The sequence below is a fragment of the Actinomadura madurae genome (genome assembly GCF_047130825.1).
Taxonomy (GTDB): Bacteria; Actinomycetota; Actinomycetes; order Streptosporangiales; family Streptosporangiaceae; genus Spirillospora; species Spirillospora madurae.
In genome coordinates, this window is record NZ_CP083237.1 from 7,399,337 (window position 1) to 7,417,706 (window position 18,370).

The 18,370-nt window shown below is 72.6% G+C and carries 14 protein-coding genes and 2 pseudogenes; 9 read left to right on the plus strand and 7 right to left on the minus strand.

Annotated elements, in window-relative coordinates; all coding sequences use genetic code 11:
* Nucleotides 1-85: 85 nt before the first annotated feature.
* Nucleotides 86-685, minus strand: a complete 600-nt coding sequence (locus tag K8Z49_RS34055; protein WP_412516123.1) for a TetR/AcrR family transcriptional regulator — start codon at nucleotides 683-685, stop codon at nucleotides 86-88.
* A gap of 133 nt (nucleotides 686-818) precedes the next feature.
* Here K8Z49_RS34055 and K8Z49_RS34060 point away from each other — a divergent pair, with 133 nt between their 5' ends.
* Nucleotides 819-3,377: an MFS transporter gene (locus K8Z49_RS34060; protein ID WP_412521225.1), complete on the plus strand. Its 2,559-nt coding sequence runs from the start codon at nucleotides 819-821 to the stop codon at nucleotides 3,375-3,377.
* A gap of 59 nt (nucleotides 3,378-3,436) precedes the next feature.
* Nucleotides 3,437-4,264: a YceI family protein gene (locus K8Z49_RS34065; protein ID WP_412516124.1), complete on the plus strand. Its 828-nt coding sequence runs from the start codon at nucleotides 3,437-3,439 to the stop codon at nucleotides 4,262-4,264.
* Between the two features lie 3 nt (nucleotides 4,265-4,267).
* On the opposite strand, the gene K8Z49_RS34070 is transcribed toward K8Z49_RS34065, so the two are convergent.
* From K8Z49_RS34070 to K8Z49_RS34090, 5 genes are all read right to left on the minus strand, one after another.
* On the minus strand, nucleotides 4,268-4,927 hold the full coding sequence (locus K8Z49_RS34070) for a SecDF P1 head subdomain-containing protein (RefSeq protein ID WP_021599060.1): 660 nt from the start codon (nucleotides 4,925-4,927) through the stop codon (nucleotides 4,268-4,270).
* Nucleotides 4,928-5,957: 1,030 nt separating this feature from the next.
* Nucleotides 5,958-7,043: a 2-oxoacid:ferredoxin oxidoreductase subunit beta gene (locus K8Z49_RS34075; RefSeq protein WP_412516125.1), complete on the minus strand. Its 1,086-nt coding sequence runs from the start codon at nucleotides 7,041-7,043 to the stop codon at nucleotides 5,958-5,960.
* The gene (locus K8Z49_RS34080; protein ID WP_021599062.1) at nucleotides 7,036-8,892 is read right to left on the minus strand and encodes a 2-oxoacid:acceptor oxidoreductase subunit alpha; all 1,857 of its coding nucleotides are present in this window, start codon (nucleotides 8,890-8,892) and stop codon (nucleotides 7,036-7,038) included. Before K8Z49_RS34080 ends, K8Z49_RS34075 begins: the two co-directional genes overlap by 8 nt.
* 425 nt (nucleotides 8,893-9,317) lie before the next feature.
* Nucleotides 9,318-10,550, minus strand: a complete 1,233-nt coding sequence (locus K8Z49_RS34085) for a hypothetical protein (RefSeq protein ID WP_412516126.1) — start codon at nucleotides 10,548-10,550, stop codon at nucleotides 9,318-9,320.
* A gap of 818 nt (nucleotides 10,551-11,368) precedes the next feature.
* Nucleotides 11,369-12,400 (minus strand): hypothetical protein, encoded by a 1,032-nt coding sequence (locus tag K8Z49_RS34090; protein WP_021599203.1) that lies wholly within the window; start codon nucleotides 12,398-12,400, stop codon nucleotides 11,369-11,371.
* A 397-nt stretch (nucleotides 12,401-12,797) separates the two neighbouring features.
* Between K8Z49_RS34090 and K8Z49_RS34095 the strand changes: the two genes are divergently transcribed.
* The 4 genes and pseudogenes from K8Z49_RS34095 (at nucleotide 12,798) to K8Z49_RS34110 (ending at nucleotide 15,785) form a co-directional block, all read left to right on the plus strand.
* Nucleotides 12,798-13,169 (plus strand): NADH-quinone oxidoreductase subunit A, encoded by a 372-nt coding sequence (locus K8Z49_RS34095; protein ID WP_024934207.1) that lies wholly within the window; start codon nucleotides 12,798-12,800, stop codon nucleotides 13,167-13,169.
* 66 nt (nucleotides 13,170-13,235) lie between these two features.
* A pseudogene (locus K8Z49_RS34100) lies at nucleotides 13,236-13,679 on the plus strand (NADH-quinone oxidoreductase subunit B); the annotation flags it as partial.
* Nucleotides 13,680-14,287: 608 nt separating this feature from the next.
* Nucleotides 14,288-14,839, plus strand: coding sequence for an NADH-quinone oxidoreductase subunit C (locus K8Z49_RS34105; protein ID WP_083597601.1), 552 nt, complete (start codon nucleotides 14,288-14,290; stop codon nucleotides 14,837-14,839).
* A complete protein-coding gene (locus tag K8Z49_RS34110; protein WP_021599199.1) occupies nucleotides 14,832-15,785 on the plus strand; it encodes a complex I subunit 1/NuoH family protein in 954 nt (317 codons plus the stop codon). The genes K8Z49_RS34105 and K8Z49_RS34110 overlap by 8 nt, the downstream gene beginning before the upstream one ends.
* Nucleotides 15,786-15,842: 57 nt before the next feature.
* Here the strand turns inward: K8Z49_RS34110 and K8Z49_RS34115 are convergent, their stop codons facing one another.
* Complete coding sequence (locus K8Z49_RS34115) at nucleotides 15,843-16,694, minus strand: helix-hairpin-helix domain-containing protein (RefSeq protein ID WP_146877523.1); 852 nt, start codon at nucleotides 16,692-16,694, stop codon at nucleotides 15,843-15,845.
* 102 nt (nucleotides 16,695-16,796) lie between these two features.
* Between K8Z49_RS34115 and K8Z49_RS34120 the strand changes: the two genes are divergently transcribed.
* From K8Z49_RS34120 to nuoK, 3 genes and pseudogenes are all read left to right on the plus strand, one after another.
* Nucleotides 16,797-17,345, plus strand: a complete 549-nt coding sequence (locus tag K8Z49_RS34120; RefSeq protein ID WP_033330072.1) for a NuoI/complex I 23 kDa subunit family protein — start codon at nucleotides 16,797-16,799, stop codon at nucleotides 17,343-17,345.
* Nucleotides 17,342-17,998, plus strand: a complete 657-nt coding sequence (locus tag K8Z49_RS34125) for an NADH-quinone oxidoreductase subunit J (protein WP_412516127.1) — start codon at nucleotides 17,342-17,344, stop codon at nucleotides 17,996-17,998. The genes K8Z49_RS34120 and K8Z49_RS34125 overlap by 4 nt, the downstream gene beginning before the upstream one ends.
* Nucleotides 17,998-18,294, plus strand: a pseudogene (nuoK, locus tag K8Z49_RS34130) (NADH-quinone oxidoreductase subunit NuoK); the annotation flags it as partial. The gene K8Z49_RS34125 and the pseudogene nuoK, both read left to right, overlap by 1 nt.
* Nucleotides 18,295-18,370: the final 76 nt, after the last annotated feature.

The window sequence follows — 18,370 nt, forward strand, 5'->3', positions numbered from 1 at the left end:
GCTCCGCCCTCACGTCGATCCCCGCTGCGCCCGCCGCCGTACGCCGCCCCGTGCCGCTACATCTCGCGATGTACGGCCCGTCCGGTCACGCCGGGGTCACCGCGGGCGGTGCGAGGGCGGCGGTGAACATGGCGGTGAGGCGGTCGGTGAGGTCGGCCGGGTCGGCGGCGCGCAGGTCGCCGAGGCCGAGGAGCCGCCGGACGGGGCCGCCGCCCATGATGATCGTGGACGCGAGCAGCGCCCGCGCGCGGGCGTCCGGCCCGTCGAGCTGGGCGACCATGGGCTGGACGATCACGTCCTCCAGGTACTGGAGCAGGATCTCCTTGACCTCGGGCTGGCCGGCCGACCGGTCCAGCATCCGGGACATCGGGGTGACCGAGCCGCGTTCGAGCTGCCGGACGAAGTGCTCGGCGAGGCGGCGCGGCAGCCCCGCGGGGTCGCCGGCGATGACGCCGCGGATCACCGACTCACCGGCCAGCACCTCGCCGAACAGCGCCGCCTTGGAGCCGAAGTAGCGGTGGACCAGCGCCATGTTCGCCTCGGCACGGGCGGCGATCATGCGGACGGTGACGCCGTCGTAGCCGTGCTCGCCGAACAGGTCGCGGGCCGCGTCCAGGATGCGGCGCCGGGTGGCCTCCCGGTCGCGCTTCGGGCGCCGTTCCACCATGCTGTGCTCGACCTGCATCCCCAAACCCCGGCTCTCGGTGACGGTCCGTGCCCAGTATCCCCCGGGTTGCAAGTAAACAAGCGTCTACATAAGGTAAATGCAAAGCACAGGTAACTCATCGTCCGATGGGGGCAGGGTGGCTCAGGCGAGCATGGCGTCGCACGGCCCGGTGACGCCAGAGCAAGCGCGACCGCAGTACACGCATCGTCAGATCCTGGAGATCCTCGCCGGGCTGATGATGGCGATGCTGACGTCGATGCTGTCGACATCGGTGGTCGCGACGGCGCTGCCGACGATCGTCGGCGACCTCGGCGGCCAGGACAAGCTCTCCTGGGTGGCCAGCGCGGCGCTGCTCACGATGACCGCCTCCACCCCGCTGTGGGGCAAGCTGTCCGACATCGCCGGGCGCAAACTGATGTTCCAGACCGCCCTGCTCCTCTTCGTGGTGGCGTCGGTGGGCGCCGGGCTGTCGCAGAACATCGGCCAGCTCATCGCGGCCCGCGCGTTCCAGGGCCTCGGCGTCGGCGGCCTGTCCGCGCTCGCCCAGGTCATCCTCGGGGACGTGGTCGAGCCCCGGCAGCGCGGGCGCTACGCCGGCTACATGGGCGCGGTGTTCGGCGTCGCGACCGTCGCCGGGCCGCTGCTCGGCGGGTTCATCGTGGACGCCGACGGCCTCGGCTGGCGCTGGTGCTTCTACGTGTGCGTCCCGCTCGCGGTCGTCGCGTTCCTCGTCATCCAGAAGGTGCTCCACCTGCCCAAGGTGCGGCGCGACACCCGCGTCGACGTCTTCGGCGCGTTCACCATCACCGGCAGCGCCGCCGCGCTGATGCTGGTGCTGTCCCTGGGCGGGACGGAGTTCGCCTGGGACTCCGAATGGACCTACGGCCTCCTCGGCGGCGCCGCCGTGCTGCTCCTGCTCGCGGTCGTGGCCGAGCGGATCGCCCGCGACCCGATCCTGCCGCCCCGGCTGTTCCGCAACCCGACCTTCCTGCTGACGTCGTTCATCTCGATCTGCGTCGGCATGGCGATGTTCGGCGTGATGATCTACATGCCGCAGTACCTGCAGATCGTCAAGGGGATGAGCCCCACCGCGTCCGGCCTGATGACGCTGCCGCTGGTCGTCGGGATGCTCGTCACGTCCACCGGCTCGGGGCAGATCGTCACCCGGACGGGCCGCTACAAGATCTTCCCGGTGATCGGGATGCTGTGCGTCGCCGGATCCCTGTACCTGCTGTCGCGGCTGCACACCGACTCCCCGGAGCTGGTCATCGGCATCGACCTCGCCGTCCTCGGCGTCGGGATGGGCCTCAGCCTGCAGATCCTCATCCTCGCCGCGCAGAATGCCGCCGCGCCCGCCGACCTCGCGTCCACGACGTCCGGCGTCTCGTTCTTCCGCAACCTCGGCGGCGCGATGGGCGTCGCCGCGTTCGGCGCGATCCTCACCAACCGGGTGGCGAACGAGATCACCGGCGGCTTCCGGTCCGCGGGCATTCCGCTGCCGTCCGGGGGAGACGCGCCGGAGCTGGGCTCCCCGGCGGAGATCCAGAAGCTGCCCCCGCAGGTCCGGGGCATCATCCAGGACGCGTTCACCAACTCGCTGGAGACCGTCTTCCTGTACGCCATCCCGGTCGCGCTGCTCGGCTTCGTCGCGGTCCTGTTGCTGCGGGAGCTGCCGCTGCGCGGGTCGGCGAACCGGGGCGGCACCGACACTCCGGCCGCCACGCCCGCCGACGACGGTGTCGTCCGCCCGCCCGCCCCGGCGGCGCGCACGGGCGCCGTCGCCGCGGTCGGCGCCGGCAGGCACGCCCGCGGCGCCCACGTCGACGACGACCGGGACGCGCGGCTCCCCACCCCGGCGGAGACGCCGGCGAACGGCGCGGTCCCCGCCGCCCAGGACCTGGCGACCCAGGTACGCCTCCTCGCCCAGCAGAACGGGCAGGGCGGCAACGGCGGCGTTCCCGTGCGCGGCGTCGTCCGGACCCGCGACGGCGAGCCCGTCCCGTCCGCCGCGCTCACCCTCATCGGCGTGGACGGCCACCAGCTCGCCCGCGCCATCACCCAGGAGGACGGGCGGTACGCGCTGCCGACCCCGGGCCCCGGCAGCTACGTGCTGATCGCCGCGACCGGCGGGCACGAGCCGCAGGCCGCGACGCTCGTCGTCGGCGACCGCCCGGTCGAGTTCGACCTGCTGCTGGCCGGCAGCGGCGGCCTCGCCGGGACGGTCCGCGGCGGGGACGGCGCCCCGGTCACGAACGCGATGGTCGTCGTCACCGACGTCCGCGGCGACGTCGTCGGCACCGCCCGCACCGGCGGCGACGGGCGCTACCTGTTCGAGAACATCGCGGCGGGCGCCTACACCCTCGCGGTGAGCGCCGCGGCGCACCGTCCGGTCGCGCTGCCGGTGGAGGTGACCGGCAACGGCCAGACGCGCGCCGACGTCGAGATGCCGCCCGGCGCCCGGATCCGCGGCACGGTCCGCAACGAGTCCGGCGCGCCGGTCGGGGACGCGCGGGTCACGCTCGTGGACGCCGCCGGCAACGTCGTCGCGATGGTGATCACCGGGCCGGACGGGGAGTACGCGTTCGCCGACCTCACCGGCGGCCAGTACACCGTGATCGCGTCCGGATATCCTCCGGTCGCAACCGGCCTGTCGCTTTCGGGCGGCGGGCTGGACGGCCACGACCTGAAGCTCGGCTACCCCGACGAATGACGGGCGCGGATCCGTCCGGCGGAGGGAACCCCGATGAGAACCTGGAGTGCGGGTCGCTGATGGACGCTGAACGAGGCCTGCGCGGCACGGTGCGGACGAAGGACGGCTGGGCGGTGCGGCACGCCATCGTCACGGTCACCGACCTGGCGGGCAACCAGGTCGCGCGAGACCAGGTCGGCGAGGACGGCGTGCTCGCGGCCGGCCCGCTGCCCGCCGGCACGTACACGGTGATCGTGACCGCGATGGGCTTCCAGCCCGCCGCCTCGACGCTGATCGTCTCCAGCGCCGGCACGGCCGACATCGGGAAGATCGTGCTCGGCCGCGCGGGCGGCACCGAGCTCCCGGCCCCCGGAACCTGGACGATCGACCCGGCGCACTCCGACATCGCCGCCGTCGCGCAGCACCTCGGGCTGTCGAGCGTCCGCGGCCGCTTCGCGGTGTTCGAGGGACGCGTCGAGGTCGCCGAACCGGTCGAGGAGTCGCGCGTCACGGCCCGCATCGAGGCGGCGTCCATCGACACCGGCAACAAGATGCGCGACGACCACCTGCGCTCGGCCGACTTCCTCAACGTCGACGACCACCCGGTCATCACCTATGAGGGCGACGGGCTGACCGGCGCCGGCCCCGACCGCTGGACGGTGCACGGGCGGCTCACCCTCAACGGGCTCACCCAGCCCGTCGACCTCGACATGACCTACCTCGGCATCGGCGCCGACCCGTGGGGCGGCGTCCGGTCGGCGTTCCGCGCCACCGCCGAGCTGCGCCGCACCGACTTCGGCATCCGCTTCAACCAGATCCTGGAGGCGGGCATCGCGCTGGTCGGCGAGAGCCTCCGCGTCGAACTGGAGATCCAGGCCCTCCAGGGCGAGGAGCTTCCCCAGGTGTGACGCCTACCGCCCCTTGAGGTCGCGGACGAGCCGGTTCGCGGTGGCCCGGTCCGGCGAGCCCGTCACCACGACCTTCCCGTCGGTGATCGCCATGTCGACGCGCGGCAGCGTGATGAGCCGGTTCCGCACGACGAACGCCAGGTCGCGCCCGACCGTCGCGCGGGTGAGCTGGGCGAACGCCTGCCGGTCCACCCGGCGGAGCGTCACCGCCACGTCGTAGCCGCCCGGCTGCACCCGCGACTTCTGCACGCGCAGATCGGCGACCTTGCGGATCGCGATCCCCTGGGTGAGCCGGTAGCAGGTCGGCCCCGCCCCGGACTGCGCGGTGATGCCCTGCGTCCCGGCCGGGCACGGCCCCGGCGCCGCCTGCGCGACGGGGTAGATGTGCAGCGGCGCGGCGAGCGTCACCGGCCGCGTCCGCATCGAGGACGCGATCATCGCGCCCGTCACCGCGACCGCCGCGATCAGCAGCCCGAGCGTCAGCACCATCACCAGCAGCGCCGACCGGTGCTGGTCGGCCGCCCGCGCCGGCGGGACCGCCCGGGGCGGCCGTCCCGGACGGTGCGCCGCCCGGTTCCGCTTCGCCTCCGCCGCCTCCCGCCGCCGTGCCGCCGCCCGCGCCCGCCGCCGCGCCGCCTCAGAGACCGCCGGGGCGGGCAGCACAGCCGTCGTCCGCCCCTCCTCCTTACGCTCCTCCGCGGGATTCCCACCGGGCACCGTCGTCGGCCGATAGGGCTGAGCGGGCCCCACGACGGCCTCTCCACCCTCCGGAGCCGCACCGCCGCCACCGTGCCCTGCCGCACCAAGCGGCCGCGTCGCCCCGCCACCCCGCGCCGGGTCCCCACCCGGCGCGGAACCACCACCCTGCGCGGAACCGCTGCCTTGCGCGGAACCGCTGCCGTGTGCGGGACCGCTGCCGTGTGCGGGACCGCTGCCGTGTGCGGGACCGCTGCCCTGCGCGGGACCACTGCCTTGCGCCGTGTCGCCAGCTTGCGCTGAACCGCTGGGCTGCGCCGGATTGCCGGGTTGCGTCGAGCCCCTCGGTTGGGTTGAGCCGCTGGGCTGCGTTGTGTCGCCGGGCTGCGCCGTTCCGCCGGGCTGCGTTGTGTCGCCAGCCTGTGCCGTGTCGCTGGGCTGCACTGGACCGGGCTGTGCCGTGCCGAGTTGCTGCGTCACGTTGTCGGGGCGCGCCGTTCCGCCGGGCTGCGCCGAGCCGTCCGGCTGTGTCGTGCTGCCGGGCTGTGCTGGAAGGTCGGCTCGTGTGGAACCGACGGGCTGCGTTGAAGCGGCGGCCTGTGCTGTGTCGCCGGGCTGCGCTGGGGTGTCCGGCTGCGTCGGGGCGACGGGCTGGGTGGTGGCGTCTGGTTGCGCCGGAGTGGCCTGCGGGGTCTTCTCGTCAGGCTGTGAAGTGTCGTCTGGCTGCGGGGTGGGGGGCTGGGGCGGGGGGCCGGTGGGTTCGTCGTCGCGCTGACGTCCCTTGCTGCGGCGCGGTATGACCCGCATCGGCACCTCCCCGGCTCCATGATCTCCTCAGTCTTTCAGGATGAGTCGCCGTCCCGCACCGTGTCCCGCCGGGAAGACCGCCGCGGGGTGCCCGTCGCTCACCATGTGATGAACCGTGCCCCGTCCGCGGGCGTTCGAAGCGCGCGAAGGCCCGGCCCCGCCGAACCGGGGCCGGGCCTTTGGACGCGCGCTAGTCGATGCGCCAGGTGTCGCCGCTGCCGAGCAGCGCGGCGAGGTCGCCCTCGCCCTGCGTCTGGGCGGCGTCGTCGAGCTGGGCCCGCATCAGCTCGTCGTAGGACGGGCGGTCGACGTCCCGGAAGATGCCGATCGGGGTGTGCTCGAACGCGGGCTGGTCCAGCCGCGACAGCGCGAACGCCTGCGACGGGTCCGGGTTGTGGGCGTCGTGCACGGCGATCTCGGACGCGTCGACGTCCGCCGCCTTCACGACCTCGAACGACCCGGACGGCGAGCGGCGCAGCGCCTTGGACCGGTCGGCGCCGAACACGATGGGCTCGCCGTGCTCCAGCCGCACCGTGACGTCGTCGCGGACGGACGCGTCCTTCAGCGGCTCGAACGCGTTGTCGTTGAAGATGTTGCAGTTCTGGTAGATCTCGACGAGCGCGGTGCCGCGGTGCTGCGCGGCGGCCCGCAGGACCGACTGCAGGTGCTTGCGGTCGGAGTCGATGGTGCGGGCGACGAACGTGCCCTCCGCGCCGATCGCTAGCGACAGCGGGTTGAACGGGGCGTCCAGCGACCCCATCGGCGTCGACTTGGTGATCTTGCCGAGCTCGGACGTCGGCGAGTACTGGCCCTTCGTCAGCCCGTAGATCCGGTTGTTGAACAGCAGGATCTTCAGGTTGACGTTGCGGCGCAGCGCGTGGATCAGGTGGTTGCCGCCGATGGACAGCGCGTCGCCGTCCCCCGTCACGACCCACACCGACAGGTCGGGACGGGACGTCGCGAGCCCCGTCGCGATCGCGGGCGCGCGGCCGTGGATCGAGTGGAACCCGTAGGTGTTCATGTAGTACGGGAACCGGGACGAGCAGCCGATGCCGGAGACGAACGTGATGTTCTCGCGGCGCAGCCCGAGCTCGGGCAGGAAGGACTGGACGGCCGCGAGGATCGCGTAGTCACCGCACCCGGGGCACCAGCGCACCTCCTGGTCGGTCTTGAAGTCCTTGAGCGTCTGCTTCCCCTCCGCCTTCGGGACGAGGGAGAGCAGCGACTTCCCGTTGCCGTTGACGGCGCCGTTTCCGTTGGAGCCGTTCTCACTCACTGTCGATCACATCCTGGAAGACGCCCTGCAGCTCTTCGGCCTTGAAGGGCAGGCCGCGGACCTGGTTGTAGCCGATCACGTCGATGAGGAGCCGGCCGCGCAGCAGCAGCGCGAGCTGGCCGAGGTTGATCTCCGGCACCACGACCTTGTCGTAGGAGCGGAGCACGTCGGGCAGGTTCGCCGGGAACGGGTTGAGGTGGCGCAGGTGGGCCTGCGCGATCTTCCGCCCGGACGCCCGGACGCGCCGGACGGCAGCCGAGATCGCCCCGTACGTCCCGCCCCAGCCGATCACGAGCACGCGTGCTTTAGGCTGCCCCGCGGCAGCGGACGGGTCGTCCACGGCGAGCGGGTCGATGTCGTTCGCGATCCCGTCGACCTTGGCCTGGCGGAGCCGGACCATCGTGTCGTGGTTGGTGGGGTCGTAGGAGATGTTGCCGGTGACGTCGGCCTTCTCCAGGCCGCCGATCCGGTGCTCCAGCCCGGCCGTGCCCGGGATCGCCCAGGGGCGGGCGAGGGTGTCGGGGTCGCGGCGGAACGGCTCGAAGTTCTCCTGCGACGGGGCCGCGAAGTCGGGCTCGATCGTCGGCAGCGCCGCGACGTCCGGCAGCTTCCACGGCTCGGACCCGTTGGCGAGGTAGCCGTCCGACAGCAGGATCACCGGCGTGCGGTACTTCACCGCGATCCGGGCCGCCTCCAGCGCCGCGTCGAAGCAGTCCGACGGGGACTGCGGCGCGATCACCGGGACGGGCGCCTCGCCGTTGCGGCCGTGCATGGCCTGCAGCAGGTCGGCCTGCTCGGTCTTGGTCGGCAGCCCGGTGGACGGCCCGGCCCGCTGCACGTCGATGACCAGCAGCGGAAGCTCCGTCGCGACGCCGAGGCCGATCGTCTCGCTCTTCAGCGCGATACCGGGCCCGGACGTCGTGGTGACGCCGAGCGACCCGCCGAAGGAGGCGCCGAGCGCCGCGCCGACGGCGGCGATCTCGTCCTCGGCCTGGAACGTCCGGACGCCGAACCTCTTGTGCTTGGACATCTCGTGCAGGATGTCGGACGCCGGGGTGATCGGGTACGAGCCGAGGAAGATCGGCAGCCCGCTCTGCACGCCGGCGGCGACCAGCCCGTACGACAGCGCGATGTTCCCGGTGATGTTGCGGTACAGGCCGGGCTCGTGCTGCGCCGGCTTGATCTCGTACTGCACCGAGAACGCCTCGGTGGTCTCGCCGTACGACCAGCCCGCCTGGAAGGCCGCGATGTTGGCCTTCATGATCTCGGGCTTGGAGGCGAACTTCTTCTCCAGGAAGGCGAGCGTCCCCTCGGTGGGACGGTGGTACAGCCACGACAGCAGCCCGAGCGCGAACATGTTCTTCGCGCGCTCGGCGTCCTTCTTGGAGATGTCGAAGTCGGCGAGGGCCGTCACCGTCATCGAGGTGAGCGGCAGCGCGTGCACCCGGTACTCGGCGAGCGAGTCGTCCTCGACGGGACTGGTCTCGTAGCCGACCTTGGACAGGTTGCGCTTGGTGAACTCGTCGGTGTTGACGATCAGGTCCGCGCCGCGCGGCAGGTCCGCGAGGTTGGCCTTGAGCGCGGCGGGATTCATCGCGACCAGGACGTTGGGCGCGTCGCCCGGCGTCAGGATGTCGTGGTCGGCGAAGTGCAGTTGGAAGCTGGACACGCCGGGGAGGGTCCCGGCGGGGGCGCGGATTTCGGCCGGGAAGTTCGGCAACGTCGACAGGTCGTTGCCGAACGCCGCGGTCTCCTGGGTGAAGCGGTCGCCGGTCAGCTGCATGCCGTCGCCGGAGTCTCCGGCGAAACGGATGATGACGCGGTCGAGCTGCTGGACCTGTTTGGTCACAGAGGAAGACCTCCTCGACGCGCAGCATCCGTCCTGGGGGAGGCGCCCAGGATCGTGATGCTACTAAGGCTTACCTTCATGGTATGTCCGGGATCGGATGGTGTTATCGGGGACGGGCCGCTCAGCGGGACGGGGGCGTAGGTCGTCCCGTACCGGTGGCCGCGGGTCTTGGAGGCTGTGCCGGAAGGCACTGACGGGCGGCGACCGCTCCGCGCGTCCTATCCGGGGATACGACCTGGACGGGTCCCCGAGTTCATCGCGAACACAGGCTGCTGCGCTGCCGGCACAGGTCGACGTGCAGTCGCCTGACCAACCGCCGCACGGGACTCGTCGAGAAGCCGCGGCTCCCCAGGGGCGTGGAGTTCACGACCCGAAGTGTAGACAGCCGGAATCACGGCCGAGGGCACCGCCCCTGAACGTGGGACCTATGGTGTCCCTGGTGTCCGTGATGTGGCGACTTCCGGCCGCGGAGTGCGCGTGCCGGACGGTTCCGCCGACACCGACGGGCCCGGCGTGGACGGCGCCCGCCGCATGACCGCCTTCCGCTCCTTGTCGACACGCGCCAGCAGGTCCGGCACGTCGGCGGCGTCGAGCGCCTCACCGACGACGCGGGCAGTGGCCTCGTACGGGTACGAGCCGGGGTTGTCGAGGGCCGCGCGCATCCAGTTCCGCCACAGCCTGCTCGTGACGGTGCAGCGCAGCACCAGCGCCCGGTCGGCCGGGACCGGACCCGACCCGGTGCACGACCCGAGCGGCTTGCCCCGGGACGTGATCGCCGCCCGCAGCGCGGCCCGCGCCCCGTCCGGCACCGCCCCCGCGGGCGAGGCGAGCGTGGCAGGGACGCTCACCGTGCAGCCGTTGGTGTTCTGGTCGCAGTTGCGGAACGTCAGCGTCCCCGGGGTGAAGCGCAGGCCCGGGTCGGCGGCCCCGCCGAGCCGGGCCACCCGCGGCCGCAGTTCGGCGAACAGCGTCGCCGGCGCCGTCACGGGCGCGACGGTGAAGCGCGGCCCGGCCTGGCCGGCCGGACGCACGGCCAGCAGCCGGTGCGGGGCCGCCGCCGTCAGCAGGTACTCCGCGCCCGGCGTCTTGACCCGGTACGCGCGGACGCCGTTCACGTTCTCGGTGGGCGGTTCCGCCGGGGCCTTGGCCAGCGACTCGGCGATCGCCTCCGGGCCGAGGACGTCCGGCACGTCGAACCCGGGCATGGACGCGGGCGCCTTGGACCAGCGTCCGGCGTAGTACTCCGGGTGCGCGACGCCGCCGGCGTAGGTCTGCCAGAACGCCGGCGCGGCCTTGAGGTAGGTGTCCCCGTCGATCGCGACGACGTCCGCTTTCAGCAGGCCCGCGGTGAACGTCCCGGTCACGGCGCCGGACGGCGTCACCCGCAGATGCGCCTGGACGGGCTGCCCGTTCACCGTCAGGGTGCCGTCGTAGCGCAGGCCCGTCCCGGACGTGAGCGCCCGCCCCGCCGCGACCGTCCACGCCGGAGGCGCGGCGGACACGGTGGCCTTGGGCTTCTTCTTCGGCGCCTCCCCACCCCCGGCGAGCGCCCCGGCGGTCACGGCGACGGCGGCGACCAGCACGGCCGCCGCCCCCGCGACCACGAGCACCCGAGCCCGTCGCCGCCGCCGCTTCAACGGCACCGGCTTACGTGGCATGACCGGATTCCCCGGCATGACCCGCCCACCAGGCATACCGGGGTTGATGGGCGTGCCAGGGTCAGCAGGCGTGCTGTGATCGACCGGCACTCCGGCGCCGATGGGCGCGCCGGGGTCAGCGGGCGTGCCGGGGTTGATGGGGGTGCCGGGATCACGAGGCGTGCGGTGGACACCGGGTGTGTCGGAGCTGCCGGGGCCGCTTGGCGTGCCCGGGACGCCGGGTGTGGCAGTGCCCCCCGGTGGGGTGTTGCCGCTCGGTTTTGCGGAGCCGTTGGACGGGGCGGTGCCGGGCGGCATGGCGGGGCCGCCGGGTGGGGGTGGAGCGGGCTGCTGCGTTGCGGCCGGGTTCGCTTCGTCCGCCGGGGGCGGGCCCTGCGGTGGTGCCGCCGCGGTCGGAGGGGGCGGTGGGGACGGCCGGGGTGGCGGGGCCCCGGCTACGTGGACGTCGCCGGGGTGGGGGCCGTGTAGGGCCTCCCCGGGGTCGTCCGGGGACGGGGCGTCCGCGGACGGGGGGCGGGCGGAGGCCGCCTGCGACGGCTCGTCCTGTTCAGCGCTCACTCGGGGCTCACTCTGCTCACTTCCGGGGCCCGGGTCGGGGCCCTTCCGTCAGGCACAAAGCAAGGGATCAGCGGCCCTCTCCAGGAGATGCCGACGGGGCTCGGGACCGTTCCGGGGGGTGGGGGTCGGCCGCCGGGGCCCTGGAGGGGCGTCCACGAAGAGCATAAGGGTGCCCGGCGGCGCTTCCCCCCGGACGGAGGGAGCGCCACCGGGCACCCGGGCGGCCTCGGATCAGCGCGGGACGCGCCTCACCTGCGGCCTCATTCGCTGTCGAGCCCGCTCTGCAGAGCCTGAACTTCCGAGGACGTGGCACCGATCACCTTGTACTGGGCGTGCTTGTAGAAGGTGCCGCCGGTGGCCTTGGCCCAGCTCGTCCACGCGCTGCTGGTGACGCGGCAGCTCGCCCACTGCGACAGCGAGCTGCTGATCGTGATGCGGGTCGTGCAGTTGCCGAGGTCACGGCCGGTCAGCGTCCCGGCGGTGAGCCGGAACCGGACATCGATCGTGACGGGCTTCTCCACGTCGTACGGCGGACGGATCTTGGCCTCCACCGTGCAGCCGGAGTCGCCGTTGCAGCCGCCCTTCTTCCACTCGTCGACCGTCGGCCGGGCCGAGCCGTTGAAGGAGTCCTTCAGCTCGCCCATGCTGGTGCGCATGTCCGAGATGAGGGACGAGGCGTCGCTGGAGTCCTTCGGGATGACGTCCAGCGTGACGCGCGGCGTGGTCGCCTCGTAGCGCAGCAGCTCGGCGTCGTTCTCGTCGGTGATGTAGAGGGTCGAGGAGAAGGTGCTGAACTTCAGCGCCTTCTTGCCGGACCACGTCGTCTCGATCGGCTTGACGCGCGACGTCCGGGCCGAGCGGATCTTGCTCGCCAGCGCGGTCGGGGTGAGCTGCGTCTTGAAGTCGAGGTCGAGCTCGTCCGCGCTCAGCCGGCCCCACTGCTCGCCGGAGCTGAGGTAGTACGGGTCCTCGGTGCTGGAGATCTCCTTCGACCAGTAGGTCTTGTCGGCCTTCACGAACAGCTTGCCGTCGGCGGACAGGACCGTTACCTGGTCGCCGTTCCAGCTGACGGGCCCCATCGCGCGGCCGCCCTTGGTGACGTTCAGCTCGCCGCGCAGCGTCTCGCCGCCGCCGAACGTGCCCTTCAGGCCGACGGCGCGGGCCGAGTCGAGGTTGCTCGCCGCGGCGGTCAGTTTCTCCTCGGGCGACTTGCCGCTGTTGCTCGCCACCACGAACACCACGACGGCGATCAGGACCAGCAGCACGAGGCCGCCGCCGATCAGTCCGATCACCAGGCCGCCGCCTCCGCCGCGCCTGGGCGGCGGCATCGCGGGGCCCATCGGGGAGCCGGGGGGCGGGGGGAAGAAGGGGGGCGGGGTTCCGGGGCCGCCGAAGCCGCCGGGCGGGGGAGGCCCGCCCGGACCTGGGCTTCCGGGCCCGCCGGGACCGGGCCCGCCCGGGCCCGCTGGCGGCGGCGGAGGCGGCCAGGAGGCACCGCCCGGGGATTCCCAGCCCGGGGGAGGCGGAGGGTTGCTCATCCGGTCACGTCCTTCCAGGTCATAGTGACCCCATGCAAACCTAGTGTGCAGCAAAAGTCTGGCATTGTGATCCACCGGGGTGGAGGTACAAGGCCACACTCCTTGATGCAGCTGCGGGGATACTGGATGAGACGCAAGCGAGGAGGATCTGGTGCATAACTATTTCGACACATATGTCGTCGTGGTCGTGCTGCTCCTCGCGGGCGCCGGGATCGTCGGCGGCGCGCTCGGCGCGAACCGGCTGCTCCGTCCCGACCGTCCGACCGCGGAGAAGCTGACCACGTACGAGTGCGGTGTCGACCCGGTCGGCGAGGGCTGGGCGCACTCCTACGTGCGCTACTACGTCTTCGCCTACCTGTACGTGGTGTTCGCGGTGGACGCGGTGTTCCTGTTCCCCTGGGCGACCGTCTTCTCGGCCCCCGGCTACGGGGCGACGACCCTCGGCGAGATGTTCGTGTTCCTCGCGTTCCTGGCCGCCGGGCTCGCGTACGCGGGCAAGAAGGGCGTCCTCTCCTGGGTTTGAGCCGCCCGGCGCTGTAACAATGGCGTCGTGGGCACTGTGGATCTACCGCCGCCGAGCGTCGGGCCGCTGTCGCGGGTCGCGCCGAAGCCGATCAAGTTCGTGCTCAACTGGGGACGCCGCTACTCACTGTGGGTCTTCAACTTCGGCCTGGCCTGCTGCGCCATCGAGTTCATCGCGACCTCGATGAGCAGGCACGACTTCATCCGGCTCGGCGTCATCCCGTTCGCGCCGGGTCCGCGGCAGGCCGACCTGATGGTCGTCTCCGGGACCGTCAGCGACAAGATGGCGCCCGCGGTGCGGCGCCTGTACGAGCAGATGCCGGAGCCGAAGTACGTGATCTCCTTCGGCGCCTGCTCCAACTGCGGCGGCCCGTACTGGGACTCGTACTGCGTGACGAAGGGCGTCGACCAGATCATCCCGGTGGACGTCTACGTGCCCGGGTGCCCGCCGCGTCCCGAGGCGCTGCTGCACGGCATCGTCCACCTCCAGGAGAAGATCGCGGCCGAGTCGCTCGGCGACCGCTACAACGGCGGCGAGTCGCTCAGCCCGCCGCCGGAGCCGCGCCCGCTGTCGGCGACCGTCCTGCGCCGCCCGCTGCAACCGCCCCCGCCGGAGGCGGACGAGACCTTCGACCACTGGAGCGTCCAGGACGAGGGGGCGGGCGAGCAGGTGGGCGAGGGGGCCGAGGACGAGACCATGCCGGTCCGGCACCTCGGCGCCGCCGACCTGCCCGAAGCGCCCGAACCCGAGGCCCGGCCCGCGGCCGAACCCGCGGCCGAATCCGCGGAGCAGCCCGCCGAGCCGGACGACGTGACGCGGCCCAACCGCGTCGTCGCGGATGATCAGGCCACGGCCCCCGTGCCGACCGTCGCCGACGAGCAGGCCACGGCCCCGGTGCCGACCGTCGACGACGAGCCCGCCACGGCGCCGCCCGAGGACGAGCAGGCCACGGCGCCCGTTCCGACCGTCTCGGACGAGGAGGTCACGCGCCCCGTCCCGCCGGTCGAGGACGGGGACGCGGCCGATGGCGCGGACGAGGACGAGCGCCGCCGGCACGACCCGTCGATCATCCCCGGCATGACGGACGACGACCACGACGACCGGATCGGGCGTGACCGGTGAGCGAGGCACTGACCGACGCCTGGACGGCGCGCTTCGGCGACGAGATCACCACCGAGGAGACCCACGGCGGCCTGGCCGTCGGCGTGCCGCCCGAGAACTGGATCGACGCGCTGACGTTCGCCCGCGACGACCTCGCCTGCGGCTTCTTCGACTGGCTGACCGGCGTGGACGAGGTGGACGAGGGCTTCGCGGTCGTCGTCCACGTGTACTCGCTGGAGCGCCGCCACCATCTGCTGATCCGGACGCGCGTCCCGAAGCGGGCCCCGGTCCTCGCGACCGCGACCGGCGTGTACCGGGGCGCGGCGTGGCACGAGCGGGAGACGGCGGAGATGTTCGGCATCCTGTTCGAGGGCCACCCGAACCTCGTCCCGCTGCTGCTGCCGGACGGTTTCCAGGGTCATCCGCTGCGCAAGGACTTCGTGCTCGCCGCCCGCGTCGCCAAGCCGTGGCCCGGCGCCAAGGAACCGGGCGAATCGGGGCACGGGGCGCCGAGCCGCCGCCGTGTCCGCCCGCCCGGCGTGCCGGAGGATTGGGGACCGAATGCTTGAGATCGTGGTCAAGCTGGTCCTGGTGGCCGGGGCGTTCGCGCTGTTGCCGCTGCTGGTCGGGCAGGCCGAGCACAAGGTGATGGCGCACATGCAGGGCCGTCTCGGGCCCATGTACGCGGGCGGGTTCCACGGCTGGGCGCAGCTCGTCGCCGACGGGGTGAAGTTCGCGCAGAAGGAGGACGTCGTCCCGCGCGACGCCGACCGGTGGGTGTTCAAGCTGGCGCCGGGCGTCGCGATCGTCCCGTACCTGCTGGTCCTGCTCGTGATCCCGGTCGGTCCGGGCGGGCAGGTCGCGCTCGACCTCGGTCCCGGGATCTTCTTCGCGCTCGCCGTGATGGGCGTCGGCGTGATCGGCGCGATCATGGCGGGCTGGGCGAGCGCGAACAAGTACTCGCTGCTCGGCGGGATGCGGGTCGCGGCGCAGCTGATGTCGTACGAGCTGCCGATGGTGTTCGCGGCGTCGTCGGTGGCGATGGCGGCGGGAACGCTCTCCCTGCAGGGCGTCGTCGAGGAGTGGCGCTGGTGGTGGCTGCCGTGGCAGGCGGTCGGCGGCGTGGTGTTCTTCGTCGCGGGCCTGGCCGAGCTGCGCCGCCCGCCGTTCGACATGCCGGTCGCCGACTCGGAGATCATCTTCGGTCCGTACACCGAGTACGGCGGGCTCCGGTTCGCGCTGTTCCTCCTGGCCGAGTACGCCGGGATCGTGGTGCTGTGCGGGCTGACGGCCGTCCTGTTCCTCGGCGGGTGGAAGGGGCCGTTCCTGAACACCGAGCTCGGCTGGCTGTGGACGCTGCTCAAGGGCGGCGTGCTCGCGTTCTGCGTGATCTGGCTGCGCGTCAGCTACCCGCGCATGCGCGAGGACCAGCTCCAGAAGCTCGCCTGGGCCTGGCTCGTCCCGCTGTCCCTCGCCCAGCTCGCGCTGACCGGCGTCCTCAAGGTCGCGCTCTGAAAGGTCGCGCTCTGATCATCTGAGCCTCATCCGAGCCGGGATCATCTGAGCCGGGGATCATCTGAGGAAGATCGTGTAGTCGGCCATCTGCGGGAGGACGTCCGGCGGGACGTCGGCGTCCACGGCCATCTCCTCGGCCGACAGGAACCCGCCGGTCTCCTCGCGGCGGGCGATGATCCGGTCGGCGATCTCCGGCGTCATGCCGGGCAGCGCCTCGATGATGTCCCGCGGCGCGTGGTTGACGTCGACGAGGCCGCCGTCGTCGTAGGCGCGGGGCTGGTCGGGGCGGCCGATCCGCAGCTCGCGGGCGAGCGCCGGGTCCTCGGCGGCGAGCGCGCGGGCCTCGTCCCGCAGCGACCGGCGGTACTTCGCGACCTCGATGGCGTGCTCGTTGAGCCGGTTGCGGGGGACCTCGCGCGGAAAAACCTCCCTCCGGACGGCGAACGCGTGCCCGGTGCCCGCGATCCACAGCAGGATCGCGATGAACGAGCCGACGACGGTCAGCACCGGATCGCCGGACTGCAACAGCGTCAGGACGCCGGCCGTGCCCACGCCGTACCCGGCGGCGGTCACGCCGAGCCCCCACGAGCCCCGCCGGATGGCGGCGTAGAGGAACGAGAACGGCGTCCCGTAGCCGAGGGTCATGAACGGGACCGAGGCCCACAGGACGCCGCGGGTCGTCTCGGGGGCCGGCGCCGGGATGGGCGGCGGCAGCGGCGGCCGGGGCGGCACGGGCGGGCCCGGATAGGGCGGCCGCCAGCCCGGCTGCGTGTGCGGCGGGCGGTGCGGCGGGCGGGCGCGGTCGGCCGGCGGACGCGGACGAGCGGACGTGGGACGCGTGCGGTCGGACGCGGGGCGGGGGTGGTGACCGGGCCCTGGATCGGAAGGGCGGTCCGCGTGATGATTCACATGCCCTCCCTGCCCGTGAGACCGCCGTTCACCACACGGTCTGCTCCTGGTTGGACGAACGCGGAGCCCATCGCGTTCCCCTCGTGACGATCGTGCGCAATCATGGGGCGCGTGGGACGGCTACCAGGAGGCGGGCTGGCCAAGGGGCTGGCGGTCACGTTGCGGACGATGACGCGGCGGTCCATAACGCGTCAATACCCCGAAGTGCAACCCGACCTGCCACCGCGCAGCCGGGGCGTCATCGCGCTGTTCGAGGAGAACTGCACGGTGTGCATGCTGTGCGCGCGCGAGTGCCCCGACTGGTGCATCTACATCGACTCGCACAAGGAGACCCTCCCGGCCGAGGGCGGCGGACGTCCACGTACGCGCAACGTCCTCGACCGGTTCGCGATCGACTTCGCGCTCTGCATGTACTGCGGGATCTGCATCGAGGTGTGCCCGTTCGACGCGCTGTTCTGGTCGCCCGAGTTCGAGTACGCCGAGTACGACATCGCGGAGCTGACGCACGAGAAGGAGCGGCTCCGGGAGTGGATGTGGACCGTCCCGCCGCCGCAGGCGCACGACCCGTCCGCCGAGCCGCCGAAGGAAGTGGGCGCGGCGGAGAAGGCGGCGGCGCGGGGCGCGCGCAGGCCGCCGGGAGGTGGCGCGTGAGCGGCCAGGAGATCGTGTTCACGCTGCTCGGCGTGGTCGCGGTCGGGTCGGCGGTCCTGGTGGTGACGACGCGTCGGCTCGTCCACGCGGCGCTGTGGCTGGTGGTGTCGTTCGGCGCGCTCGCCGGCGGCTACCTCGTCCTGACCGCGGAGTTCGTCGCCTGGGTGCAGGTGCTCATCTACGTCGGCGCGATCGTCGTGCTGCTGCTGTTCGGGATCATGCTGACCCGGGCGCCGATCGGGGAGTCGGCCGACCTCGACTCAGGGAACCGCTGGGTCGCCGGGGCCGTCGCCGCCGCCACCGCCGCCGTGCTGGTCACCGTCATGGTGATGGGGTTCCGGGACGAGCGGATGACGTTGCGCGAGGGCGGCGGGTCGGCGGACGAGCTCGGCGCCGCGGTGTTCCGGACGTGGGTGCTGCCGTTCGAGGTGCTGTCGGTGCTGCTGCTGGCGTCGCTGGTCGGCGCGATCGTGCTGTCGCGCTCGGACATCCGCGCGCGCCCCGAGGCCAACGGCCAGGCGCGTTCCCGGCCCGGAGGCCAGGCGCGTTCCCGGCCGGGTGGCGCGCGTTCCCGGCTCAAGGGCCGGGCGCGCTCGCAAGGCACTGCCCGGGAGCGTCCCGAGCCTCCGGCGGACGGGGAGGGCGGCGCCTGATGCACCTCGCCTACCCGACGATCGTGGCCGCGCTGCTGTTCTCCGTCGGCGTGTACGGCGTGCTGGCGCGCCGCAACGCGATCCTCGTCCTGATGTCGGTCGAGCTGATGCTGAACGCGGTGAACCTCAACCTCGTCACGTTCGACATCTGGTACCGCGACCGCCTGCACGGCGGGCAGGTCCTCACGCTGTTCACCATCGTCATCGCGGCGGCGGAGGTCGGGCTGGGGCTGGCGATCGTCCTGCTGGTGTACCGGAACCGGCAGATGATCGACGTGGACCGGCTGCGCGCCCTCGCCGAGACGGACGACGAGACCCCCGCAGAGCCTGAAGCCCCCGAGGCGTCCGAGGCGTCCAAGGCGTCCAAGGAAC